The organism is Burkholderia sp. CpTa8-5, assembly GCF_017815045.1.
GTDB classification, from domain to species: Bacteria; Pseudomonadota; Gammaproteobacteria; order Burkholderiales; family Burkholderiaceae; genus Burkholderia; species Burkholderia sola.
Genome location: NZ_JAGIQD010000017.1, coordinates 104,020 through 125,952 on the forward strand (window position 1 = coordinate 104,020; position 21,933 = coordinate 125,952).

Annotated in this window: 21 protein-coding genes; 2 read left to right on the top strand and 19 right to left on the bottom strand. The window is 66.4% G+C overall.

The annotated features are described in order from the left end of the window. Positions 1-99: 99 nt before the first annotated feature. The 11 genes from purF to J8I35_RS23905 form a co-directional block, all read right to left on the bottom strand. Positions 100-1,632: an amidophosphoribosyltransferase gene (gene purF / locus J8I35_RS23855; RefSeq protein WP_050011268.1), complete on the bottom strand. Its 1,533-nt coding sequence runs from the start codon at positions 1,630-1,632 to the stop codon at positions 100-102. 51 nt (positions 1,633-1,683) lie between these two features. Next, positions 1,684-2,178, bottom strand: a complete 495-nt coding sequence (locus tag J8I35_RS23860; RefSeq protein ID WP_027782633.1) for a CvpA family protein — start codon at positions 2,176-2,178, stop codon at positions 1,684-1,686. A 7-nt stretch (positions 2,179-2,185) separates the two neighbouring features. Then, entirely contained in the window at positions 2,186-3,025 is an 840-nt protein-coding gene (locus J8I35_RS23865; protein ID WP_209927295.1) for an SPOR domain-containing protein, read from the bottom strand. 29 nt (positions 3,026-3,054) lie between these two features. Next, the gene (folC, locus tag J8I35_RS23870) at positions 3,055-4,365 is read right to left on the bottom strand and encodes a bifunctional tetrahydrofolate synthase/dihydrofolate synthase (protein ID WP_209927296.1); all 1,311 of its coding nucleotides are present in this window, start codon (positions 4,363-4,365) and stop codon (positions 3,055-3,057) included. Positions 4,366-4,465: 100 nt separating this feature from the next. Continuing rightward, complete coding sequence (gene accD, locus J8I35_RS23875) at positions 4,466-5,338, bottom strand: acetyl-CoA carboxylase, carboxyltransferase subunit beta (protein WP_009691548.1); 873 nt, start codon at positions 5,336-5,338, stop codon at positions 4,466-4,468. A gap of 64 nt (positions 5,339-5,402) precedes the next feature. Beyond that, positions 5,403-6,218: a tryptophan synthase subunit alpha gene (trpA, locus tag J8I35_RS23880; protein ID WP_050011271.1), complete on the bottom strand. Its 816-nt coding sequence runs from the start codon at positions 6,216-6,218 to the stop codon at positions 5,403-5,405. Between the two features lie 90 nt (positions 6,219-6,308). Then, positions 6,309-7,160, bottom strand: a complete 852-nt coding sequence (locus tag J8I35_RS23885) for a site-specific DNA-methyltransferase (protein ID WP_050011272.1) — start codon at positions 7,158-7,160, stop codon at positions 6,309-6,311. 9 nt (positions 7,161-7,169) lie between these two features. Next, positions 7,170-8,363 (bottom strand): tryptophan synthase subunit beta, encoded by a 1,194-nt coding sequence (gene trpB / locus J8I35_RS23890; protein WP_050011273.1) that lies wholly within the window; start codon positions 8,361-8,363, stop codon positions 7,170-7,172. A 54-nt stretch (positions 8,364-8,417) separates the two neighbouring features. Further along, a complete protein-coding gene (locus J8I35_RS23895) occupies positions 8,418-9,119 on the bottom strand; it encodes a phosphoribosylanthranilate isomerase (protein WP_050011274.1) in 702 nt (233 codons plus the stop codon). Further along, a complete protein-coding gene (truA, locus tag J8I35_RS23900; RefSeq protein ID WP_209927298.1) occupies positions 9,116-9,928 on the bottom strand; it encodes a tRNA pseudouridine(38-40) synthase TruA in 813 nt (270 codons plus the stop codon). The genes J8I35_RS23895 and truA overlap by 4 nt, the downstream gene beginning before the upstream one ends. Next, positions 9,928-12,078 (bottom strand): FimV/HubP family polar landmark protein, encoded by a 2,151-nt coding sequence (locus J8I35_RS23905; RefSeq protein WP_209927303.1) that lies wholly within the window; start codon positions 12,076-12,078, stop codon positions 9,928-9,930. The genes truA and J8I35_RS23905 overlap by 1 nt, the downstream gene beginning before the upstream one ends. Positions 12,079-12,887: 809 nt before the next feature. Between J8I35_RS23905 and flgE the strand changes: the two genes are divergently transcribed. After that, positions 12,888-14,132, top strand: a complete 1,245-nt coding sequence (gene flgE, locus J8I35_RS23910; protein ID WP_050011277.1) for a flagellar hook protein FlgE — start codon at positions 12,888-12,890, stop codon at positions 14,130-14,132. A 99-nt stretch (positions 14,133-14,231) separates the two neighbouring features. Here flgE and asd read toward each other — a convergent pair whose 3' ends face one another. The 8 genes from asd to J8I35_RS23950 all read right to left on the bottom strand — a co-directional run bounded on the left by asd (position 14,232) and on the right by J8I35_RS23950 (position 20,984). Then, the gene (gene asd / locus J8I35_RS23915; protein WP_069618461.1) at positions 14,232-15,353 is read right to left on the bottom strand and encodes an aspartate-semialdehyde dehydrogenase; all 1,122 of its coding nucleotides are present in this window, start codon (positions 15,351-15,353) and stop codon (positions 14,232-14,234) included. Between the two features lie 85 nt (positions 15,354-15,438). Further along, positions 15,439-15,558 carry a hypothetical protein gene (locus tag J8I35_RS23920; protein WP_006756675.1) on the bottom strand — a complete coding sequence of 40 codons (120 nt, stop codon included), beginning with the start codon at positions 15,556-15,558 and terminating at the stop codon, positions 15,439-15,441. 120 nt (positions 15,559-15,678) lie between these two features. Further along, a complete protein-coding gene (gene leuB / locus J8I35_RS23925) occupies positions 15,679-16,746 on the bottom strand; it encodes a 3-isopropylmalate dehydrogenase (RefSeq protein ID WP_011548096.1) in 1,068 nt (355 codons plus the stop codon). A 79-nt stretch (positions 16,747-16,825) separates the two neighbouring features. Then, on the bottom strand, positions 16,826-17,476 hold the full coding sequence (gene leuD / locus J8I35_RS23930; RefSeq protein WP_050011279.1) for a 3-isopropylmalate dehydratase small subunit: 651 nt from the start codon (positions 17,474-17,476) through the stop codon (positions 16,826-16,828). A gap of 68 nt (positions 17,477-17,544) precedes the next feature. After that, on the bottom strand, positions 17,545-17,691 hold the full coding sequence (locus tag J8I35_RS23935; RefSeq protein ID WP_011548098.1) for an entericidin A/B family lipoprotein: 147 nt from the start codon (positions 17,689-17,691) through the stop codon (positions 17,545-17,547). 3 nt (positions 17,692-17,694) lie between these two features. Continuing rightward, positions 17,695-19,104, bottom strand: a complete 1,410-nt coding sequence (gene leuC, locus J8I35_RS23940) for a 3-isopropylmalate dehydratase large subunit (RefSeq protein WP_050011280.1) — start codon at positions 19,102-19,104, stop codon at positions 17,695-17,697. Between the two features lie 176 nt (positions 19,105-19,280). Next, positions 19,281-20,210, bottom strand: a complete 930-nt coding sequence (locus tag J8I35_RS23945; protein ID WP_209927306.1) for an alpha/beta hydrolase — start codon at positions 20,208-20,210, stop codon at positions 19,281-19,283. 168 nt (positions 20,211-20,378) lie between these two features. Beyond that, on the bottom strand, positions 20,379-20,984 hold the full coding sequence (locus J8I35_RS23950; protein ID WP_209927308.1) for a TetR/AcrR family transcriptional regulator: 606 nt from the start codon (positions 20,982-20,984) through the stop codon (positions 20,379-20,381). A gap of 173 nt (positions 20,985-21,157) precedes the next feature. On the opposite strand from J8I35_RS23950, the gene J8I35_RS23955 reads away from it, so the two are divergent. Then, a complete protein-coding gene (locus J8I35_RS23955; protein WP_050011282.1) occupies positions 21,158-21,883 on the top strand; it encodes a glutathione S-transferase in 726 nt (241 codons plus the stop codon). Positions 21,884-21,933 lie beyond the last annotated feature (50 nt).

A 21,933-nucleotide genomic window follows, 5' to 3' on the forward strand; every position in this document is an offset into this window, starting at 1 on the left:
GCTTTAGCTGTTTTGGGAAGTTGCCCCGCGTCCGCAAGCTGATATCAAATCGACGCAAGGCCACATCCTATCACGCCTCGACAAAAGCGTGCGCCGGCGTTACTCGACCGACAGTTGCAGGTTCATCTGCGAACGCTCGGTGTCGCCGGCCGTATCGCGATCGGCCTGCGACGCCGGCGTGAGGCGCGCGCGCTCGATCGCATCGAGGTACTCGGGCGTCACGGCGCCGGTGATGTAGTTGCCGTCGAAGCACGACGCCTCGAAGTTCTCGAGCTTCGGGTTGATGTCGCGCACCGCGCGGCGCAGATCGTCGACGTCCTGATAGATCAAATGGTCGGCGCCGATGATCTTCGCGACTTCCTCGTCGGTGCGGCCGTGCGCGACGAGCTCGCCGCGCGTCGGCATGTCGATGCCGTACACGTTCGGGAACTTCACGGGCGGCGCCGCCGACGCGAAGATCACCGACTTCGCGCCCGCATCGCGCGCCATCTGCACGATTTCGTGCGAGGTCGTGCCGCGCACGATCGAATCGTCGACGATCAGCACGTGCTTGTCCTTGAACTCGATGCTCATCGCGTTGAGCTTCTGGCGCACCGACTTCTTGCGCACGGCCTGCCCCGGCATGATGAAGGTGCGGCCGACGTAGCGGTTCTTGAAGAAGCCCTCGCGATATTCGACGCCGAGCTTCGCGGCGACCTGCATCGCCGCCGGGCGCGACGAATCGGGAATCGGCATCACGACGTCGATCGGCACGTTCGGCAGTTCGCGCTTGATCTTCTCGGCGAGATAGTCGCCCATGCGCAGGCGCACGTTGTAGACCGGCACGCCGTCGAGGCACGAATCCGGACGGGCCAGATACACGTATTCGAACATGCACGGATTCAGCGTCGGGTTCTCCGCGCACTGCTGGCTGTGGAAGTTGCCGGCCTTGTCGATGAAGACCGCTTCGCCCGGCTCCAGGTCACGCACGAATTCGAAACCGATGCCTTCGACCGCTACCGACTCCGACGCGACCATCCATTCGGTGCCGTGTTCGGTTTCGAGCTTGCCGATGCACAGCGGCCGGATGCCGAACGGGTCGCGGAACGCGAGCAGGCCGTAGCCGGCGATCAGCGACACGATCGCGTACGAACCCTCGAGGCGGCGATGCACGCCCGAGACCGCCTTGAACACCGACGCCGGATCGAGCTCGAGGCCCGTGGTCGACAGTTGCAGCTCGTGCGCGAACACGTTGAGGAGCACTTCGCTGTCGGAATTGGTGTTGATGTGCCGGCGGTCGATCCGGAACATCTCGTCCTTCAGTTGCATCCAGTTCGTCAGGTTGCCGTTGTGCGCGAGGATGATCCCGAACGGCGCGTTCACGTAGAACGGCTGCGCCTCGGCCTCGCTCGATGCCGAGCCGGCCGTCGGATAGCGCACCTGGCCGATGCCGTAGGTGCCGGGCAGGCTGCGCATGTTGCGCGTGCGGAACACGTCGCGCACCATGCCGTTCGCCTTGTACATGTGGAAATTGCTGCCGTCCGCCGTCGCGATGCCCGCCGCGTCCTGACCGCGATGCTGCAGCAGCAGCAGGCTGTCATAGATCAGCTGATTGACCGGGGATTGGGAGATAACACCTACGATGCCGCACATGGCATGTCCTTCAAGATGACAAAATCGGTTCCGTCCTGCCCGGCCGCGTCGTCACACGCGTACGTACTGGGCCATGCCGTCGGGCAGGAGCTGCTTCAGCTCGTGCACGCCCTGTTCGGCAAAAGGACGCAAGAGCGCATTGCGCCAGAAATCCTGTTTGGGCAGTTCGGTCAGCCCGGCCGCCGCGACCAGCAGCACCACCAGCACACAGCCGCGGACGAGCCCGAACATCATGCCCAGCGAGCGGTCGACGCCGCCCAGGCCACTCGCCTGCGCGATCCGCGACAGCAGCGCGTTCGCCACGCCGGCGACCAGCACGACGCCGATCACGAGCAACGCGAAGGCGATCACCCACTGCGTCAGCGCGCCGCCCGGCCAGTTCGCCGGAATGTATGGCACGACCAGCCCGACGTAGCGGCCCGCGATCACGATCGCCGCGATCCAGCCGATCAGCCCGAAAATCTCGGACACGAAGCCGCGCCACGCACCGCGCAGCGCCGACAACACGATCACCGCCAATACAGCGTAGTCGAAAGCCGTCAGCATCGTGGCCTTACTGCGTCAGACCGGCTTCGCGCACCTTCGCGATCGCGGCGGAGGCCGCCGCGCGATCCGCGAACGGGCCGGCACGCAACAGTGTAGCCGTGCTGCCGTCTGCCTGCTTGCGATGCTCGACATATGCGGGCACGCCCGCCGATTTCAACTTGGTCGCCCACGAACGGGCCGTCGCGTCGTCCTTGAACGACCCGAGCTGCACGGCGAAGCGCGCACCGGCCGGCGACGCCGGCGACGATGCGTCGCCGCTGTCCGGGCTGGCGGCGCCGTCATTCGCAACGGTTGCGGGCGCAGGCTTCGGCGCGGCCGGCTTCGGCGCGGGCGCAGCAGCCGGCTTCGGCGCGGGCTTCGGCGGCGTCACGCTCGCGGTGGCGGTCGGTTCGGGTTTCGCGACCGGCTTGGCCGCATCCTTCGGCGCGGGCGCCGGTACGGTCGCAACGGCCGTGTCGGAGGCCGGCGGTTCGTCGTGCGCGACGCCTGCCTGCACGTCGGACACGTCGTCGTCGCGCGGCACGACTGCCTGGTGCGCGGGCCGGTTCGGGATGTCGATCGCGATGTCGTCGGTCACCGGCTTCGGGTGCGAATCGAGCACCATCGGCAGCACGATCACCGCAGCCACGACGAGCGCGATCGCGCCGACGAGACGCCGGCGCGCGCGTTGCTTTTCTGGAAGGGTCGGATCAAGGAGCAGTGCATCCGAGTCCGGACGCTCGGTGCGGCGCGAGCGTCGCTCGACGCGTTCAGTGCGCTCCGTGCGCACGTTCCGGGAGGCCCCGGTGCGACCGCCGCGCCGCGGGGGCGCGTCGTCGTCTTTCTTGCCGAACGAGAAAATTCCCATGAATGGCTGAGTCCGAAACTGCCCGTCAGTCAGTGTTGCTGCGATTTACGGTAGGCCAGCACGCCGGCAACCGTATGGAAACTGCCGAAAACCACGATTCTATCATTCTCGGATGCTCTTTTTAGTGCATCGCGAAACGCTTCCGCGGGCGACGCATAGCGCGTCACGCTCGAATCGGGCCCCTCCTCCACGCCAGCCTTGCGCAGCGCTGCTTCGAGTTGCTCCGCGGAAGCCGCGCGCGGCAGCGGCAGGTCGGTCACGCACCAGTGGTCGATCTCGCCCTTCAGGTGCCGCAGCACGCCGTCGATGTCCTTGTCGTGCATCGCGCCGAACACCGCGTACGTGTACGGGAAGAAGCCCATGTTGCCGAGGTTCTGCTCGAGCACGGCCGCCGCATGCGGGTTGTGCGCGACGTCGAGCACGATCGCCGGCTTGCCGGGCAGCACCTGGAAGCGCCCCGGCAGCTCGACGTTCGCGAGCCCGAGCCGGATGTCCTGCGCGGACACCGGCAGCACCGGGCGCAGCGCCTCGAGCGCCGCGAGCGCGGCCGACGCATTGATCAGCTGATTCGCGCCGCGCAGCGCCGGATACGCGAGCGCCGGATAGCGCTTGTCGCGGCCGAGGTAGCTCCATTGCTGGCGCTCGGCGCCTGCCTGCGCCTCGTAGCGGAAATCGCGGCCGACGAGCCACAGATCGGCGCCGATCGCTTCGGCGTGATCGATCAGCGTCTGCGGCGCGGCCGGATCGCCGCAGATCGCCGGCTTGCCCGCGCGGAAGATCCCGGCCTTCTCGAACGCGATCTTCTCGCGCGTGTCGCCGAGGTATTCGGTGTGGTCGATGTCGATGCTCGTGACGATCGCGCAATCGGTATCGATGATGTTCACCGCGTCGAGCCGGCCGCCGAGGCCGACTTCGAGGATCACCGCGTCGAGCCCGCGCGACGCGAACAGATGCAGGATCGCGAGCGTCGTGAATTCGAAATACGTGAGCGAGATCGGCTCGGCCAGCGACGTGCGCGCGGCTTCGACGGCCTCGAAGTGCGGCAGCAGTTCGTCGTCGGTCACGTTCTGCCCGTTCACGCGCGCGCGCTCGTTGAATTCGAGCAGGTGCGGCGACGTGTGGCAGCCGACCTTGTAGCCCGCGCGCACGAGAATCGTCTCGAGGAACGTGCAGGTCGAGCCCTTGCCGTTCGTGCCACCGACGGTGATCACCGGGCACGCGAATTCGAGCTGCAGCGCCGCCTTGACCTGCCCGATACGGGTCAGGCCCATGTCGATGCCGACCGGGTGCGCGCGTTCGAGATGCGAAAGCCACGCGTCGAGAGTGGGAAAAGTGCTCATCGGATCAAATCTGGATCGGTACCGCCACTACGCCAAAAAACGAAGCGCGCCGCCTGACGCTGAGGCCAGGCGACGCGCAGAGTTCACCACGTTGCGCCGGTCAGGCCAGCGCGTCGGCCGGCTGTCGCTGCAGCAGCGCGAGCAACTGCGCGATCTCGTCGCGCATCTTGCGACGGTCGACGATCATGTCGATCGCGCCCGTCTTCAGCAGGAATTCGGCACGCTGGAAGCCTTCCGGCAGCTTCTCGCGGACCGTCTGCTCGATCACGCGCGGGCCGGCGAAGCCGATCAGCGCCTTCGGCTCGGCGATCACGACGTCGCCGAGGAACGCGAAGCTCGCCGACACGCCACCCATCGTCGGGTCGGTCAGCACCGAGATGAACGGCAGCTTCGCTTCGGCCAGCTTGGTCAGCATCGCGGTGGTCTTGGCCATCTGCATCAGCGACAGCAGGCTTTCCTGCATCCGTGCGCCGCCCGACGCCGTGAAGCAGATGAACGGCACGTGCTGCTCCAGCGCGTTCTGCGCGCCGCGCGCGAAGCGCTCGCCGACGACCGAACCCATCGAGCCGCCCATGAACGAGAACTCGAAGCACGCCGCGACGACGGGCAGCGTGTGGATCGCGCCGCCCATCACGACCATCGCGTCGGTTTCGCCGGTTTCGTCCATTGCTTCCTTCAGACGATCGGGGTACTTGCGGCTGTCCTTGAACTTCAGCGAGTCGACCGGCACGATTTCCTGGCCGATTTCATAGCGGCCTTCCGGATCGAGCAGCCCGTCGAGGCGCTCGCGCGCGCCGATGCGCATGTGGTGATCGCACTTCGGGCACACGTGCAGGTTCGCGTCCACGTCGTTGCGATAGAGAACGGCCTCGCAGGACGGGCACTTGACCCACAGGCCTTCCGGAATGCCCTTGCGGCTTTTCGGGTCGGTCTGCTTGATCTTCGGCGGCAACAGTTTGTCGAGCCAGCTCATCGTATGGTTTCCTGTTCCGTGGCGGGGCGGGCCGACCGGCCCGTTCCCGCTTCCTGTGTTGTGTTTATCGCGCCGTGTTGCCGGCGCCGTCCAGCGCGGCGCGCAACTCGGCGATGAACGACTTCAGCGCGGCGGCGGCACCTTCCGGCGCGGCGCTCTCGAGCAGCTGCACGAGGCGGCTGCCGATCACGACGGCGTCCGACACTTCGGCCACCGCGCGCGCCGTTTCGGCGTCGCGGATACCGAAGCCGACGCCCACCGGAACCGGCACGCGCGACTTGATGGCCGGGATTTTACCCGCAATGCTCGAAACATCCAGATTTCCGGCGCCGGTCACGCCCTTCAGCGACACGTAATACACGTAGCCGCTCGCGATCTTGCCGACGTCGGCGATGCGTTCATCGGTCGACGTGGGCGCGAGCAGGAAGATCGGATCGATCTGCGCGGCCCGCATTTTTTCCGCGAATACGCCCGCCTCTTCCGGCGGATAGTCGACCACCAGCACGCCGTCGACGCCGGCCGCGTGCGCTTCGGCCGCGAACGCGTCGACGCCCATCCGTTCGATCGGGTTCGCATAGCCCATCAGCACGACGGGGGTTTTGGCGTCGGTTTCGCGGAAACGCTTCACGTCGGCGAGCACGCTCTTCAACGTGACGCCGCGCGCGAGCGCGCGTTCCGACGAGCGCTGGATCACGGGGCCGTCGGCCATCGGGTCCGAGAACGGCACGCCGAGCTCGATCACGTCCGCGCCGCCTGCGGCGAGCGCATGCATGAATTCGACGGTTTTCGCGGGATCGGGGTCGCCGGCCGTGATGAACGGGATCAGGCCCTTACGGCCTTGTTCGGCGAGCGCGGCGAAGGTCTGCTGAATACGATTCATGGCAATTTTTCCTATGTCGATCCGGAGTTAGCGCTTTAGCGCTTACTCCGGTCCCATGCAAAGCAGCAATCGGCGATGCGGCGGCGCGATTCACGCGCACGCCGGCGCGGCGAGCGCGCTCACGCGCTCGTGCGCGATCGCACAATAGCTTTCGTTGATCTCGTAGCCGACGAAGTCGCGCCCCTGCCGTGCGCAGGCCACCGCGGTCGTGCCGCTCCCCATGAACGGATCGAGCACGCGGCCGCCCGGCGGGCAGCTCGCGAGCACCATCCGTTCGATGATTTCCAGCGGCTTCTGGGTCGGATGATCGACGCGCTCCGCGTGCTGCCGATGCAGGCGCGAGACCGACCAGACGTCCTTCGGGTTGTAGCCCATCTCCAGCCACTTGCTGCCTTCGAACAGCTTGCGCGAGCGGGCCTTCTTCGTATCGGCGTCGTACGGGATGCGGACCGGATCGAGATCGAAGTAATACGCTTTGGAAACCGCGAAAAAGCCGATGTTGTCGTGCACCGACGTGAAACGGCGCGTCGTGCCGCCCATGCTCGGCACGCGCCGGTCCCAGATGATCTCGTTGACCATCGTGAGCTGCGTCTTCAGGAAACTGAAGATTTCCGGCGCGTACTGCCATGTGCAGAAGATATACATCGACCCGCTCGGCTTCAGCTTCGGAATCGCGAGCTCGAGCCACGCGCGCGTCCACGCGAGGAAATCGTCGCCCGAACGCTTGTCCGAATCGTTGCCGTAGTCCTTGCCGAGCCCGTACGGCGGATCGGCGACGATCAGGTCGATCGACGCATCCGGCAAGTGCGCGGCGTGGGTCAGGAAATCGCGGTTGTGCAGCTCGATACCGGACGGCAGCGCGCGCGGCACGGCAGCGGCGGGCTGAACCGCCTCCGCCTCGCTCGCGGCACCGCCGCCCGGCTCTTCGATCAGGTCACGCATCGGTCGGGGTCAGAGCTCGATGCCCGATCGCTCGGCGACCGTGTGCATGTCCTTGTCGCCGCGCCCCGACAGGTTGACGAGCAGGAGCTTGTCCTTCGGCAACGTCGGCGCGAGCTTCACGCCATACGCGATCGCGTGGCTCGACTCGAGCGCGGGGATGATCCCCTCGATCCGGCAGCAGTCGTGGAACGCCTTCAACGCTTCCGCGTCGGTGATCGGCACGTACTGCGCGCGGCCGCTGTCCTTCAGCCATGCGTGCTCGGGGCCGACGCCCGGATAGTCGAGGCCCGCCGACACCGAATGCGTCTCGATGATCTGGCCGTTGTCGTCCTGCAGCAGGTACGTGCGGTTGCCGTGCAGCACGCCCGGGCTGCCGGCGATCAGCGAGGCCGCGTGATGGCCCGTGTCGAGGCCGTCGCCGGCCGCTTCGACGCCGATCAGCTGCACCGATTCGTCGTCGATGTACGGATAGAAGATGCCCATCGCGTTCGACCCGCCGCCGACGCACGCGATCACCGCGTCCGGCTGCCGGCCGGCGAGCTCGGGCATCTGCACCTTGCATTCGTCGCCGATCACGCGCTGGAAGTCGCGCACCATCATCGGGTACGGGTGCGGGCCCGCGACCGTGCCGATGATGTAGAACGTGCTTTCGATGTTCGTGACCCAGTCGCGCATCGCCTCGTTCAGCGCGTCCTTCAGCGTGCGCGAACCCGATTCGACCGGCACGACCGTCGCGCCGAGCAGCTTCATCCGGTAGACGTTCGCGGCCTGCCGGCGCACGTCCTCCGAGCCCATGTAGACGACGCACTCCATCCCGAAGCGCGCGCAGATCGTCGCGGTCGCGACGCCGTGCTGGCCGGCGCCCGTTTCCGCGATCACGCGCTTCTTGCCCATGCGCTTCGCGAGCAGCGCCTGGCCGATCACGTTGTTGATCTTGTGCGCGCCCGTGTGGTTCAAGTCTTCGCGCTTCAGGTAGATCTGCGCGCCGCCGAGCATCTCGCTCCAGCGCTGCGCGTGATAGATCGGCGACGGGCGGCCGACGAAGTACTTCAGCTCGCGCTCGAATTCGGCGACGAAGTCGGGATCGTTCTGGAACTTTTCATACGCCGCGCGCAGTTCGTCCAGCGCGTGAATCAGCGTCTCGGCGACGAACACGCCGCCATACGGGCCGAAGTGGCCGCGATCATCAGGAAGGTTGTACATGGTGTCTCTCTCGATCGGTCGGTGCGCCCGCTTTTGGGGCCGCACCGGCTTGCATCACCCGGCGTCCGCCTCGCGCACCGCGCGTACGAACGCCGCCATCCGGGCGTGATCCTTCACGCCCTTCGCGCCCTCCACTTCGATGCCACTCGAGACATCGACAGCAAACGGACGCAACTGGCGGATCGCATCACCGACGTTTTGCGCGTTCAAGCCACCACTCAAAACGGCCCGACGCGCGAGCTCTGCGGGAATAAGAGACCAATCGAAGACCTTGCCGCTACCGCCGTAATCCGGCACCAAAGTGTCGAACAGGAGGCCGCGCGCTTTCGAATAATGAAGAGCCGATTCTACCAAATCGGCACGCTGCGTCGAGGGGCCGACGCGCACCGCGCGCAACCACGGCAGGCGGGCCGCGCGGCCGAGCGCATCGCACTGCTGCGGCGTCTCGTCGCCGTGGAGCTGCAGCATCGTGAGCGGCACGTCGCGCACGACGGCTTCGATCTCGGCTTCGGTCGCATTCACGAACAGCCCGACCACCGACACGAACGGCGGCGCGAGGCTCGCCAGCTCGGCCGCCTGCGCGATCGTCACCGCGCGCGGGCTCTTCGGGTAGAACACGAGGCCGATCGCATCGGCACCGAGCGCCGCCGCGTGCAGCACGTCCTCGGGGCGCGACAGCCCGCACAGCTTGATGCGCGTGCGCGGCGGCTGGCCGGCCGCGGCGGAAGTCGAAGAAGACACGGCGTGCTCCGTCATGTTTGTGGGTCCAGATCGGCCCAGACGCTGCTCCACGGCACGCTGCCGAGCTGCGCGGGCGGGACGGCGAATTCCGCCGGGTAGCCGACGTGGGCGAGATACAGCCCGTCGGCCATGAACGTCGGGGCCGCGAGGTTGCGGTCCCGGCCGGCCAGCACGTCGGCGAGCCAGTCGGCCGGATAGCGGCCGCGCCCGACCGCGACGAGGCAGCCCATCAGGTTGCGCACCATGTGATGCAGGAACGCGTTCGCGCGGAAGCGGAAATGGATGAAATGCCCCTCGCGCCGCACGTCGATCTGATACAGGTGTTTGACCGGCGTCTTCGACTGGCATTCCGACGACCGGAACGACGAAAAATCGTGCTCGCCGATCAGGTGCGCGGCGGCGGCGCGCATCGCGTCGTCGTCGAGCGGCGTGTGGATCCAGCCCGCGCGCCCGGTCAGCATCGGCGAACGCACCGGGTGCACGTACAGCGCGTAGTAGTAGGTGCGCTCGAACGCCGAGAAGCGCGCATGGAACGTATCCGGCATCGGCTTCGCCCACTGCACCGACACGGTCGGCGGCAGGAACGCGTTGGTGCCGCGCACCCACGAAAACACCTCGCGATCGAGGTCCGTGTCGAAATGCACGACCTGCCCGAGCCCGTGCACGCCGGTATCGGTCCGCCCGGCCACCGTCGTGTGCAGCGGCACCCGCGCGAACTCGGCCAGCGCATGTTCGAGCCGGTCCTGCACGGTCTTGCCGTGCGGCTGCGCCTGCCAGCCGCAGAACGCCGCGCCGTCGTACTGGATGCCCAGCGCGATCCGCATCACGCCTCGTCCGCCAGTTTCGCGAGCAGCGCGCGGGCATCGTCGCGCGTCGCGGCGTCGTTCGCGTCGACCACTTCCTGCAGCAGCGTCCGCGCGCCGGACAGGTCGCCCAGTTCGACGTATTCGGCCGCGAGGTCGAGCTTGTTGCGGGCGATGCGCGCAAGCTCGTCCGCGGTAAGCGCAGGCAGCGCGGCGCCCGGCGTGGACGGCAGGTCGAGATCGAAGTCGAGCTTCAGCGCGCCGAACTGCGCACCGCCGAGCGGCGGCAACGACGACGGCGTAGCTGGGCTGCCCGCCTGGCCGGCAGACGTCACCGCGTCCGGATCCCAGTCGAACTCGTCTTCCTGGTCGGCCGGATGTTCCGGTGTCGTTTCAGCCGAACCCATCGGCGGGTGCTGCGCGGCTTGACCGTTAGTTGCAATTTTATCGGCGTCGGGCTGCGGTGCCTGCGCGGGCGGTTCCCCCGTCGTCGACGGCTCCTCCGCCGTCCGCGGCGGCAACGGCATGTCGAGACTGTTGAGCGCGCTGATCGCGTTCTGCATCAGTGTCGCGTGCTGGGCTTCGGCGCTCGAAGGGGCGACGGATGCGGCGGACGGCTCGGCCAGCTTGGTCGACTCGGCCGGCTTGTCGGCGGCAGTGGCTTCTTCCACGGGTTCTGCGTCGTGCGGAGCCTCGGCCGAACCCGGAATCGCGTCGTTCGCCGGCGACACGGCAGCGTCAGCAGGCGGTAATTCCGGCGACTCGTCGTGCGGCGCCGTCACTACAAGCGCAGGCGATGTATCCGCCGCGGGCGGCTCGATCGTCTCCGCGGCGGCGGCAGTCGCCGCGGCGAGATTCATGTCGGACGCGGCATCGCGTGCGATCGGCATCTCGGGCGTGATCGGCAGTTCGCGTTCGACGGACGGCGCGGCTTCCGCCTCCGCAGCCGCGGCGCCACCTGCTGCGGCCGCGGTCGCAGCGGCACCCGCCTCGTCCGCGCGCCGACCCTTCCGGCGTTTGCGCCATGCGAAGCCGGCCGCGAGCACGATAACGGCAGCGCCAGCCGCCGCGGCCGGACGCCAGTCCATCTGCTCGGTACGACGTGCCGAGGTCGCGACGGGTGCGACCGGTTGCACGGAAGCCGATGCCGGTTGCGGCGCACTGGCTGCCACACCCGACGCGGCTTCGTCCGCCGTTGATGCAGCGGCCGATGCACCCGCGTCATTCGCAGCCGCACGCGGCGCGGCAGGCGCCGGAGCAGGCGCGACGCCGGTCGTCGTCGCCGGCTTGCCGATGCCGTGCTTCTGCAACTCCATCAGCACGCGGTTCTTCAACGCGAGCAATTGCTGCAGGCTCGACGGCCGCGGCTGCGACGCACCGACGGCGGGTGCCGCGCCGGCCGGCTCGCGCATGCCGGCAACCGGGTTGCCCGGCACCGACTGCCCCGTCGCCTCGCTCGCGGACGACGGCGCCGACTGGATCGCACCGCTCCATACATGCGGGCCGCTCGCACCGCCCGTGGGCGCCGCCGGCTGCGTGCCGTCGACAGCCGATGCGCCATGCGCGGCCGACGCACCGATCGACGCCGAAGCACCGCTCGAAGCGGATGCGCCCGCCGCCGTCGCCGTCGCGGCACTCGCGCCGCTCACCGGAGCGGCATGCAGGGCCGGCGCCACCGGCGCGGGTTGCGCGGCCGAACCGGGCTGCGGCGCGGATGCGCCGTGCTGCGCGATCGCTGCCCCACCCGATGCGGCGGCGGGCGCGGAAGCGGCCGTCGGGCCAGATGCAGCGGACGCGGCGGATGCGCCGGCCGGCGCGAGCGCCGCGCCGGTCGCATCGAGCGCGGGCACCGTCAGTGTCGCGCCGACTTTCAAACGGCTCGCGTCGCGCTTCATGAACGCCTGCGGATTGGCGTCGAACAGCGCGCGACCGGCGCGCGCGAGCACGGCCGGATCGTGCGATTGCGTGGCCGCTTTCGCGATGTCGTTCAGCGACTGGCCCGGCTGGACCGTCACGGTAAGCGGTGCGGCGCCGCCGACGGCGGATGCCGGCAGGTCGCCGGTGCCGACTGCCCACGCCGATGCGGCGGCGCCGAGCGCCAGGATCGCCAGCGCGCCACGCACGGCGCGCGACAGACGGGACTGGCGCGGAAACAAGGAAATTCGGGACATCGTTGGCTCTATCGCCGCGCACGGGCGCGGCTCGGATTCGCGGTTGGAAGCGTCAATAAAGCGCTGCAGAAATGCAAAAGCGTCGCGCGGAACGCGACGCTTTCGGCGGGTCTGTGCGTCGTAACCGCGTAGTTTACTTCACACGATCGGGTTCCGGCCGAATTCGTCGCCGACAGGTGCCACCGGGCCCGGGCGGGCGCTCGTGTCGCGCGGGTCCGTCTGCCCGTAGCCCATGCATCCGATCGATCAAAACGAACCTGCGTGCCGCAGTTGGAAGCCGTCTCGCGGCAGCCTCGCGCCCCGCTCGAATGACGCGGCTTTTTGGCGCTCAGCGGGCGTCCGCCGCAGGATCGCGGCGACAGAATCGCAAGCACTCCCTCAACAATCCATCCTGTCCGCCGTTAATGAATTAACAGCCGGAAAATCAAGACAAATCCCGACCGGCACCCATCCCACTCCAATCAATTCCAATTCGCCGATAAGAAGCCAATTTCCGTCTCTTATCGGAGAAATGAAAATCCACACCACCAAAGCCCCGCCCCGCAAGACTTTGACCGCCTCTCTCGCTTGATTACTCATACAAAAGCGATCATTTCTGCATCAATTCAATTTCATTACACAAAATTACACAGACCGAATAACCGCCGTCGATACGATCGCCTTCAAACAGGAATCGGCATGTTTCGACGTCGCGCTCGCCCATGCGGGAAAGGCGGGAGCGCGCCGGCCGGGCTGATGCCGTGAAGTACCGGAGGGCCATCGCGCAGTCGCACGACTGCATCACTCACCAGCTCGTTACGGGGACGAACATGGGCTATCAACAGGGTTTGAGCGGGTTGGCCGGCGCGTCGAGCAATCTCGACGTGATCGGCAACAACATCGCGAACGCAAACACGGTCGGCTTCAAGCAGGGCCGCGCAAACTTCGCCGACATGTACGCAAATTCGGTCGCGACGTCGGTCAACACGCAGATCGGCATCGGCACGCGGCTCGCGTCGGTGCAGCAGCATTTCAGCCAGGGAACGATCAATTCGACGAAGTCGTCGCTCGACGTCGCGATCAACGGCAACGGCTTCTTCCAGATGTCGAGCAACGGCGTGACCACGTACTCGCGCGACGGCACGTTCCACCGCGACAAGAACGGCGCGATCGTCGACGCGCAAGGCCGCAACCTGATGGGCTATGCGGCAGGCGCCGGCGGCGTGATCAACACCGCGCAGACCGTGCCGCTGCAGGCGCCGACCAGCAACATCGCGCCGCGCGCGACGAACAAGATCACCGGCCAGTTCAACCTGAACGCGCAGGACAAGGTGCCGGCCAAGACGCCGTTCAACGCGACCGACAACACGACGTACAACTACAACACGTCGATCCAGGTCTACGACTCGCTTGGCGGTTCGCAGCCGGTCAACCTGTACTTCGTGAAGCCGGCGGCCGGCACGTGGCAAGCCTACGCGGGCGCGCAGGGCCAGACGCCGACGAATCTCGGCACCGTCACGTTCGACGCATCGGGCCGGATCAGCTCGACGACGTCGGCCGCGACCGGCCAGCCGACCGCGAGCCTCGGGCAGTTCGCGTTCTCGATCCCGAACACGACGGGCGGCGCGAATCCGCAGAACCTGACGCTCGACCTCGGCGGCACGACCCAGTACGGCGGCAAGGACGGCGTGAACAACCTCGCGCAGGACGGCTTCGCGAGCGGCACGCTGACGACGTTCTCGATCGGCACCGACGGCAAGCTGACCGGCAACTACTCGAACGGCCAGAGCGCGGTGCTCGGCCTGATCGCGCTCGCGAACTTCAACAACCCGAACGGGCTCGTGAACATCGGCGGCAACCAGTATGCGGAAACGGCCGCGTCGGGCGTGCCGCAGATCTCCGCGCCGGGCAGCACGAACCACGGCACGCTGCAGGGCAGCGCGCTGGAAAACTCGAACGTCAACCTGACGACCGAACTCGTGAACCTGATCACCGCGCAGCGCAATTACCAGGCGAATGCGCAGACGATCAAGACCCAGCAGGCCGTCGATCAGACGCTGCTGAACCTGCGCTGAACCGCGCATGAAAAACGCGCCGCGCCGGCCCTGAATCCCAAGGCCGACGCGGCGCGTCGTATCGTGCAGCCCGGCCCGCGGGCCGGACAGCCAACGTGCTTACTTGTCGAGCAGGATGCGCAGCATGCGGCGCAGCGGCTCGGCCGCGCCCCACAGCAGCTGATCGCCGACCGTGAACGCCGACAGGTATTCGCCGCCCATCGCGAGCTTGCGCAGGCGGCCGACCGGCACCGTCAGCGTGCCGGTGATCTTCGCCGGCGACAGGTCGCGCATCGACGCTTCACGCTCGTTCGGCACGACCTTCACCCAGTCGTTCGCCGATGCGAGGATGCCGTTGATCTCGTCGAGCGGCACGTCCTTCTTCAGCTTGATCGTCAGCGCCTGCGAGTGGCAGCGCATCGCGCCGATCCGCACGCACAGGCCGTCGACCGGGATCGAACCCGGCTCGCCCATCGCGGGCTTGCCGAGGATCTTGTTGGTTTCCGCGCCGCCCTTCCACTCTTCCTTCGACATCCCGTTGCCGAGATCCTTGTCGATCCACGGAATCAGCGAACCGGCCAGCGGCACGCCGAAGTGACTCGTCGGCATCGCGTCGCTGTTCATCGCGGCCAGCACGCGGCGGTCGATGTCGAGGATCGCGGAAGCCGGATCGGCAAGCTGTTCCTGCACCGCGCCGTTCAGCGTGCCCATCTGCGACAGCAGCTCGCGCATGTTCTGCGCGCCCGCTCCCGATGCGGCCTGGTACGTCATCGCGGTGATCCAGTCGACGAGGTTCTCGCGGAACAGGCCGCCGAGCGCCATCAGCATCAGGCTGACCGTGCAGTTGCCGCCGATGAAGTTCTTCGTGCCCTTGACGAGCGCGTCCTTGATCACGTCGAGGTTGACCGGATCGAGGATGATGACCGCGTCGTCCTGCATCCGCAGCGACGATGCCGCGTCGATCCAGTAGCCGTTCCAGCCGGCCGCGCGCAGCTTCGGGAACACGTCGTTCGTGTAGTCGCCGCCCTGGCACGTGATGATCACGTCGCACTTCTTCAGCTCGTCGACGTTGGTCGCGTCCTTGAGCGTGGTCTCGTTTTTCGCGAACGACGGCGCCTTGCCGCCCGTATTGCTGGTGCTGAAAAACACCGGTTCGATCAGGTCGAAATCGCCCTCTTCCTGCATGCGCTGCATCAGGACGCTGCCGACCATGCCGCGCCAACCTACGAGACCTACGTTCATGACTAACCCTTTGCTTTGAATGGAGCTTCCCCGCCATTTCCGTCCCCGCGTGACCGCGCGGGGAAACAGGCGGGCACGACGGCGATCAGCGTTTAATGATCGTTTTCGTGGTAATGGTTTTCGTGATGACGATGGCGCGCGCACCCGCACGGGCAGTGTTGCCGTGGAGTTTCAGGACCGGGGAGATCAGGGAAATCAGCGCCATCGTTCGAGTCTACACAAAGCCGGTGGCCCGCACAACGGCCAACCGTGCGCGAACCGGCCGATTTTTCCGGCCCGTTCGCACCCTTTTCCACATTAATTACCGCACTTCATTGCCACACGCTTACAACGCGGCGACCACCGCATCGCCCATCGCGGCCGTGCCGACCTGCTTGCAGCCCGGCGTCGCGATGTCGCCGGTGCGGTAGCCCTGTTCGAGCACCGTTTTCACCGCGCGCTCGATGCGATCGGCCTGCTCGGCGCGATTCAGCGAGTAGCGCAACAGCATCGCGGCCGACAGGATCGTCGCGAGCGGGTTCGCGATGCCCTTGCCCGCGATGTCCGGCGCCGAACCGTGCGACGGCTCGTACAGGCCCTTGTTGTGCTTGTCGAGCGACGCCGACGGCAGCATGCCGATCGAGCCCGTGAGCATCGACGCTTCGTCCGACAGGATGTCGCCGAACATGTTGCCGGTGACGATCACGTCGAACTGCTTCGGCGCCTTCGCGAGCTGCATCGCCGCGTTGTCGACGTACATGTGCGACAGCTCGACGTCCGCGTACTCCTTCGACACGTCGATCATGATGTCGCGCCAGAACTGCGACGTCTCCAGCACGTTCGACTTGTCGACCGACAGCAGCTTCTTCGCGCGCTTTTGCGCGGCCTGGAACGCGACGTGCGCGATGCGGCGCACTTCCGGCTCCGAATAGCGCATCGTGTCGAAGCCTTCGCGCTCGCCGGCGAACGGGCCGTCCGGCGCCGCACGCACGCCGCGCGGCTGGCCGAAGTAGATGTCGCCGTTCAGTTCGCGCACGATCAGGATGTCGAGGCCCGCGACGAGTTCCGGCTTCAACGGCGATGCATCGACGAGCTGCGGATAGCAGATCGCCGGGCGGAAGTTCGCGAACAGCTCGAGGTGCTTGCGCAGCCCGAGGATCGCCTGCTCGGGGCGCAGCGCGCGTTCCAGCGAGTCGTACTTCCAGTCGCCGACCGCGCCGAACAGGATCGCGTCGGCCTGCTTCGCGAGCGCCAGCGTCGCGTCGGGCAGCGGATGGCCGCTCGCCTCGTAGCCCGCGCCGCCGACCGGCGCCTGTTCGAGTTCGAACTTCTCGTCGAGTGCGTTCAGCACCTTCACCGCTTCATTGACGATTTCCGGACCGATGCCGTCGCCGGGCAGCACTGCAATCTTCATGCGAAATTCCTGACTGGGTAGAGTGTGATGGAGGCAGGCCGGCGAGCGCGCGCAAAGCGCGCCCGCCTCGAACGCGATGTCAGCGGACCAGCTTGGTGTTGAGCCAAGGCTGCTTCACGAGCCGCTCTGCCTCGAACTGGCGGATCTTGTCCGCGTGGCGCAGCGTGAGGCCGATGTCGTCGAAACCGTTCAGCAGGCAGTACTTGCGGAACGCGGCGATCTCGAACGGATACTCGCGGCCGTCGCCCGCGCGCACGACCTGCGCGTCGAGATCGATCGTCAGTTGAAAGCCGTTGAACGCGGCCGTCTCGTTGAACAGGTGATCGACCTGCTGCTCGGTCAGCACGATCGGCAGCAGACCGTTCTTGTAGCAGTTGTTGAAGAAGATGTCCGCGAAGCTCGGCGCGATGATCGCGCGGAAGCCGTACTGCTGCAGCGCCCACGGCGCGTGCTCGCGCGAGCTACCGCAGCCGAAGTTCTTGCGGGCGAGCAGCACCGATGCGCCCTGGTAGCGCGGCTGGTTCAGCACGAAGTCCGGGTTCAGCGGACGCTTCGAGTTGTCCTGGCCCGGCTCGCCGTGATCGAGATAGCGCCACTCGTCGAACGCGTTCGGACCGAAGCCCGTGCGCTTGATCGACTTCAGGAACTGCTTCGGGATGATCGCGTCGGTGTCGACGTTCTCGCGATCGAGCGGCGCCACGACGCCGGTATGTACAGTGAATTTTTCCATGATCCGTCTATCCGGTTGAAGGGCCGGCAGTCAGCCGGCGCACATCGACAAATTCTCGGCGGGAAACGTCACTCCGCGGCGCGCTTGAGCGCGCTGCCGGCGGCGTTGACGTCTTCCCCGAAGCCTCGGACGGTATTGCAGCCGGCCAGGCCGAAGCCCAACCCGGCCAGCGCCAGCGCGGCAACCAGCCGCGCGATGACCTTCGATGCCGTCACGTGTTACCCCAGCTGGCGAATGTCGACGAAGTGACCTTCGATCGCCGCGGCCGCCGCCATCGCGGGGCTCACGAGGTGCGTGCGACCGCCCGCGCCCTGCCGCCCTTCGAAGTTGCGGTTCGACGTCGACGCGCAGCGCTCGCCCGGCTCGAGCCGGTCGGCGTTCATCGCGAGGCACATCGAGCAGCCCGGCTCGCGCCATTCGAAGCCGGCATCGGTGAACACCTTGTCGAGCCCTTCGCGCTCGGCCTGCGCCTTCACGAGGCCCGAGCCCGGCACGACCATCGCGAGCCGCACGTTCGACGCGACGCGGCGGTTCAGCTTCTTCACGACGTACGCGGCCGCGCGGATGTCCTCGATGCGCGCGTTCGTGCACGAGCCGATGAAGATCTTGTCGACCTTGATCGATTCGATCGGCGTGTTCGGCTCGAGCGCCATGTACGCCAGCGCGCGCTCCATCGCGTCGCGCTTGACCGGATCCTTCTCGCGCTCGGGATCGGGCACGCGACCGTCGATCGACGTGACCATTTCCGGCGACGTGCCCCACGTGACCTGCGGAACGATGTCGGCGGCATTCAGCTCGACCACGCGGTCGAATTGCGCGCCGTCGTCCGACTTGAACTGGCGCCAGTACTCGACCGCCTGATCCCATTCCGCGCCGGTCGGCACGAACGGGCGGCCCTTCAGGTATTCGATCGTCGTGTCGTCCACCGCGACCATGCCTGCGCGCGCGCCGGCCTCGATCGCCATGTTGCACACGGTCATGCGGCCTTCCATCGTCAGCGCGCGAATGGTCGAGCCGCCGAATTCGATCGCGTAGCCCGTGCCGCCCGCGGTGCCGATCTTGCCGATGATCGCGAGCACGATGTCCTTCGCGGTACAGCCGCGCGGCAGCGCGCCCTCGACCTTCACGAGCATGTTCTTGCTCTTCTTCTGCAGCAGCGTCTGCGTCGCGAGCACGTGCTCGACTTCCGACGTGCCGATGCCGTGCGCGAGCGCGCCGAACGCGCCGTGCGTCGACGTATGCGAATCGCCGCACACGATCGTCATGCCCGGCAGCGTCGCGCCCTGCTCCGGCCCGATGATGTGGACGATGCCCTGGCGCACGTCGTTCATCTTGAACTGCGTGATGCCGAACGCGTCGCAGTTCGCGTCGAGCGTGTCGACCTGCAGCTTCGAGACGGGATCGGCGATGCCGTGGCTGCGGTCCGTCGTCGGCACGTTGTGGTCCGACACGGCCAGGTTCGCGCTGATGCGCCACACCGGACGCTGCGCGATCTTCAGCCCTTCGAACGCTTGCGGGCTCGTGACTTCATGCAGCAGCTGACGGTCGATGTAGAGCAGGGTCGTGCCGTCTTCCTCGGTGTGGACCACGTGGGTGTTCCACAGTTTGTCGTAGAGAGTCTGTGCCATGGGTATGCGGGGTCGTTGTGACTACAAGCCTTGCGGATGCGGTCGATTATGCCACGCAAAATCGGCCCATGGAGTACCACGATAACGAAAAAAGTGAATAAAAACAGTGAGTTGGGTGGTACACGCGATACCCGGATAAGCATTACCCGGCAAGCGCGGCGGCTTGCGGCGGCGTGCTACCGGAAGAAATCGCGCAGCTCGCGCGCCAGCGCCTGCGGTTGCTCCTCGGGAATGAAATGCCCGCTATGCGCGATCGTCGCGGCCGTCACATCTTCCGCCACGTGTCCGAGCGGCCCCGCCATGTCGGGTATGGACCCCTGATCCGCACTGACAGCGAGCACGGGCATCTTCAGCTTCCCCAGCGCCTGCAGCGTGCGGTTCTGAGCCGACGACGCCGACACGGCCCGGTAGAAGGCCAGCCCCGCTCGCAACCCGCCGTCCCGGGTGAACACCCGGAGATACTCGTCGACATCCGCGTCGGAGAACGACTCGGGATTGGCCGCCTTGCGACGCAAGAACCAATCGAGATACTCGCGCTCCTTGCCGGCAATCAACGTCTCCGGCAGGTCGGCGACGGTATGAAACGCGAAGTGCCACGTGCGCCATGCGTTGCCGGGCTCGATCGGCAGTGCGGTGGGCAGCGTGATGCCGGGTATCCCCGCGTCGAGCAACGCCAATCGCTTCACCGCATCGGGATACATCGCGGCAAACGGATAGGCGACCCACGCGCCGACGTCGTGAGCGGCCAGGTAAAAGCGCGCGATATTTTGCTGCTCCAGCAGGCGCGCAAGCGTTGCCGCGACGGTCTGCGTGTCGTAACCGACGAGTGGACGGTCCGAATCGCCTTGTCCGGGAAGATCCGGCGCCACGATCCTGAATTCGTCCGCGAGAAGCGGCATGACTCTCCGCCACGCGTACCAGCTTTCCGGAAAGCCGGCGAGCAGGACGATGGTCTCGCCGTCGGCGCGGCCTCCTTCGACGAAATGAAGGCGCACCCCGTCTACCGTATCGAACCGATGACGAAAGCCGCTGAGCCGCGGGTCTTCCCGAAAATAGGGCGCGGCCTCGAGATGCGAAGCATCCGCGGTGGATTGATGCTGGTACATAAGTTCGTCCTCTCCACAGAATCGACTGTGCTGGATGATGGCCCCCGAGCAGCGGAAGCACTTCCGTTCGGAAATATTTGTTTCCTAATTCGGTGAAACCGGATCACGCGCATGCGCGGTTTCGCGTGTTGCTTCACATCGCGTCACCTGTCGGGTGACGCACAAACCTTAGTCGAGCAGCCGCATTGCCTCGTCAACCAGCATCGACATGTCGCTCCGGCTCTGGCCGAGCTTCCCCACCACTCGAAGCCCCTGCACCATGGCAAACAGACAACTCGACGTGGCTTGCGCGTTCAGCGCGGCATCGACGGATCCATCGGCCTGCCCCTGCTTGATCAAATCGCGAAGGAGACGCTCGATCCTCTGCATCGATTTGTGGACGATGCCGGCGATCTCGCTATCCAACGCACTCAGAACCATGGCGCCGCCGACGACCAGACAGCCCTTTCGACCCTCGTCTCCATGCGAGACGTCCGCGTAAAAGCGCAGGAGCGCTCGCACCTTGTCCCGTCCGTTTTCTTCATCGGCAAGGATCATGTTGAGCTCGCTGACGCGCCGATCGATGTACCGGTTCAACGCGGCAACGAAGATGGCGTTCTTGTCGGCAAAGGCTTTGTAAAGACTGCCTGCGGTGAGCCCCGTCGCCCGGGACAGATCGCCGATAGAAGTCGCGTGATAGCCACGCTCGCGAAAGACGCGGACGAAGCCGTCCAGCGCTTCATCCATATCGAATTCTCGCGGCCTGCCCACGGTCGCTGCAATTTTCCTAGCCATGCGCCATTATAGGAAACGATCATTTCCAAATCAAGCCATGCGAACCGTACAGACGTCACTGGCATTTCGCACTCGATCTCATAGACTGTCTATTCGCAACGGGCGGCGCGCGGCTGCCCTCCCCGCCATCGCGATGCGTGCGTCCCGGCGCATCGACCGGACAGGAGCCTTGCATGCGGTACGAACTCTATTACTGGCCTGAAATCCAGGGCCGCGGCGAATATGTGCGGCTCGCGCTCGAAGCGGCCGAAGCCGATTACGTCGACGTCGCGCGCGAATCGGGGCGCGGGATGGGCGTGTCGGCCATGATGCGCATGATGGACAGCGCGAAGGCCGAATGCGTGCCGTTCGCGCCGCCGTTCCTGAAGGCGGGCGACGTGGTCGTCGGGCAGACCGCGAACATCTTGCTGTTTCTCGGCGCGCGGCTCGGGCTCGCGCCCGACGACGAAGCCGGCCGGCTGTGGGTCCATCAGATCCAGCTGACCGCCGCCGATTTCATCACCGAGATCCACGACACGCACCATCCGATCGGCAGCGGCCTGTACTACGAGGACCAGCAAGCGGAAGCGGCCGAGCGCGCGGCCGATTTCCTCGAGAACCGGCTGCCGAAATTCCTCGGCTACTTCGATCGCGTGCTCGAACAGAACCCGCACAAGCGCGGCTATATCGCGGGCAGCGCGCTCAGTTACGCGGACCTGACGATGTTCCAGTTGATCGAGGGCCTGCGCTATGCGTTCCCGAAAGCGATGAAGCGCGCGGAGCGCAAGGTCGCGACGCTCGTCGCGCTGCACGATCGCGTCGCGCGGCATCCGCCCGTCGCGCGCTACCTCGAGTCGGAACGCCGCATCCCGTTCAACGACATGGGGATCTTCCGGCACTATCCGGAGCTGGACAAGTAACGGCCCGGCACGTACCGCGGAACGTGCGCGCACGGGCGAATTTCACGCAG

Excerpts from the sequence above, each read along its gene's own strand:
- purF (WP_050011268.1), bottom strand. The coding sequence starts at position 1,632 with ATGTGCGGCATCGTAGGTGTTATCTCCCAATCCCCGGTCAATCAGCTG.
- J8I35_RS23860 (WP_027782633.1), bottom strand. The coding sequence starts at position 2,178 with ATGCTGACGGCTTTCGACTACGCTGTATTGGCGGTGATCGTGTTGTCG.
- J8I35_RS23865 (WP_209927295.1), bottom strand. The coding sequence starts at position 3,025 with ATGGGAATTTTCTCGTTCGGCAAGAAAGACGACGACGCGCCCCCGCGG.
- folC (WP_209927296.1), bottom strand. The coding sequence starts at position 4,365 with ATGAGCACTTTTCCCACTCTCGACGCGTGGCTTTCGCATCTCGAACGC.
- accD (WP_009691548.1), bottom strand. The coding sequence starts at position 5,338 with ATGAGCTGGCTCGACAAACTGTTGCCGCCGAAGATCAAGCAGACCGAC.
- trpA (WP_050011271.1), bottom strand. The coding sequence starts at position 6,218 with ATGAATCGTATTCAGCAGACCTTCGCCGCGCTCGCCGAACAAGGCCGT.
- J8I35_RS23885 (WP_050011272.1), bottom strand. The coding sequence starts at position 7,160 with ATGCGTGACCTGATCGAAGAGCCGGGCGGCGGTGCCGCGAGCGAGGCG.
- trpB (WP_050011273.1), bottom strand. The coding sequence starts at position 8,363 with ATGTACAACCTTCCTGATGATCGCGGCCACTTCGGCCCGTATGGCGGC.
- J8I35_RS23895 (WP_050011274.1), bottom strand. The coding sequence starts at position 9,119 with ATGACGGAGCACGCCGTGTCTTCTTCGACTTCCGCCGCGGCCGGCCAG.
- truA (WP_209927298.1), bottom strand. The coding sequence starts at position 9,928 with ATGCGGATCGCGCTGGGCATCCAGTACGACGGCGCGGCGTTCTGCGGC.
- J8I35_RS23905 (WP_209927303.1), bottom strand. The coding sequence starts at position 12,078 with ATGTCCCGAATTTCCTTGTTTCCGCGCCAGTCCCGTCTGTCGCGCGCC.
- flgE (WP_050011277.1), top strand. The coding sequence starts at position 12,888 with ATGGGCTATCAACAGGGTTTGAGCGGGTTGGCCGGCGCGTCGAGCAAT.
- asd (WP_069618461.1), bottom strand. The coding sequence starts at position 15,353 with ATGAACGTAGGTCTCGTAGGTTGGCGCGGCATGGTCGGCAGCGTCCTG.
- J8I35_RS23920 (WP_006756675.1), bottom strand. The coding sequence starts at position 15,558 with ATGGCGCTGATTTCCCTGATCTCCCCGGTCCTGAAACTCCACGGCAAC.
- leuB (WP_011548096.1), bottom strand. The coding sequence starts at position 16,746 with ATGAAGATTGCAGTGCTGCCCGGCGACGGCATCGGTCCGGAAATCGTC.
- leuD (WP_050011279.1), bottom strand. The coding sequence starts at position 17,476 with ATGGAAAAATTCACTGTACATACCGGCGTCGTGGCGCCGCTCGATCGC.
- leuC (WP_050011280.1), bottom strand. The coding sequence starts at position 19,104 with ATGGCACAGACTCTCTACGACAAACTGTGGAACACCCACGTGGTCCAC.
- J8I35_RS23945 (WP_209927306.1), bottom strand. The coding sequence starts at position 20,210 with ATGTACCAGCATCAATCCACCGCGGATGCTTCGCATCTCGAGGCCGCG.
- J8I35_RS23950 (WP_209927308.1), bottom strand. The coding sequence starts at position 20,984 with ATGGCTAGGAAAATTGCAGCGACCGTGGGCAGGCCGCGAGAATTCGAT.
- J8I35_RS23955 (WP_050011282.1), top strand. The coding sequence starts at position 21,158 with ATGCGGTACGAACTCTATTACTGGCCTGAAATCCAGGGCCGCGGCGAA.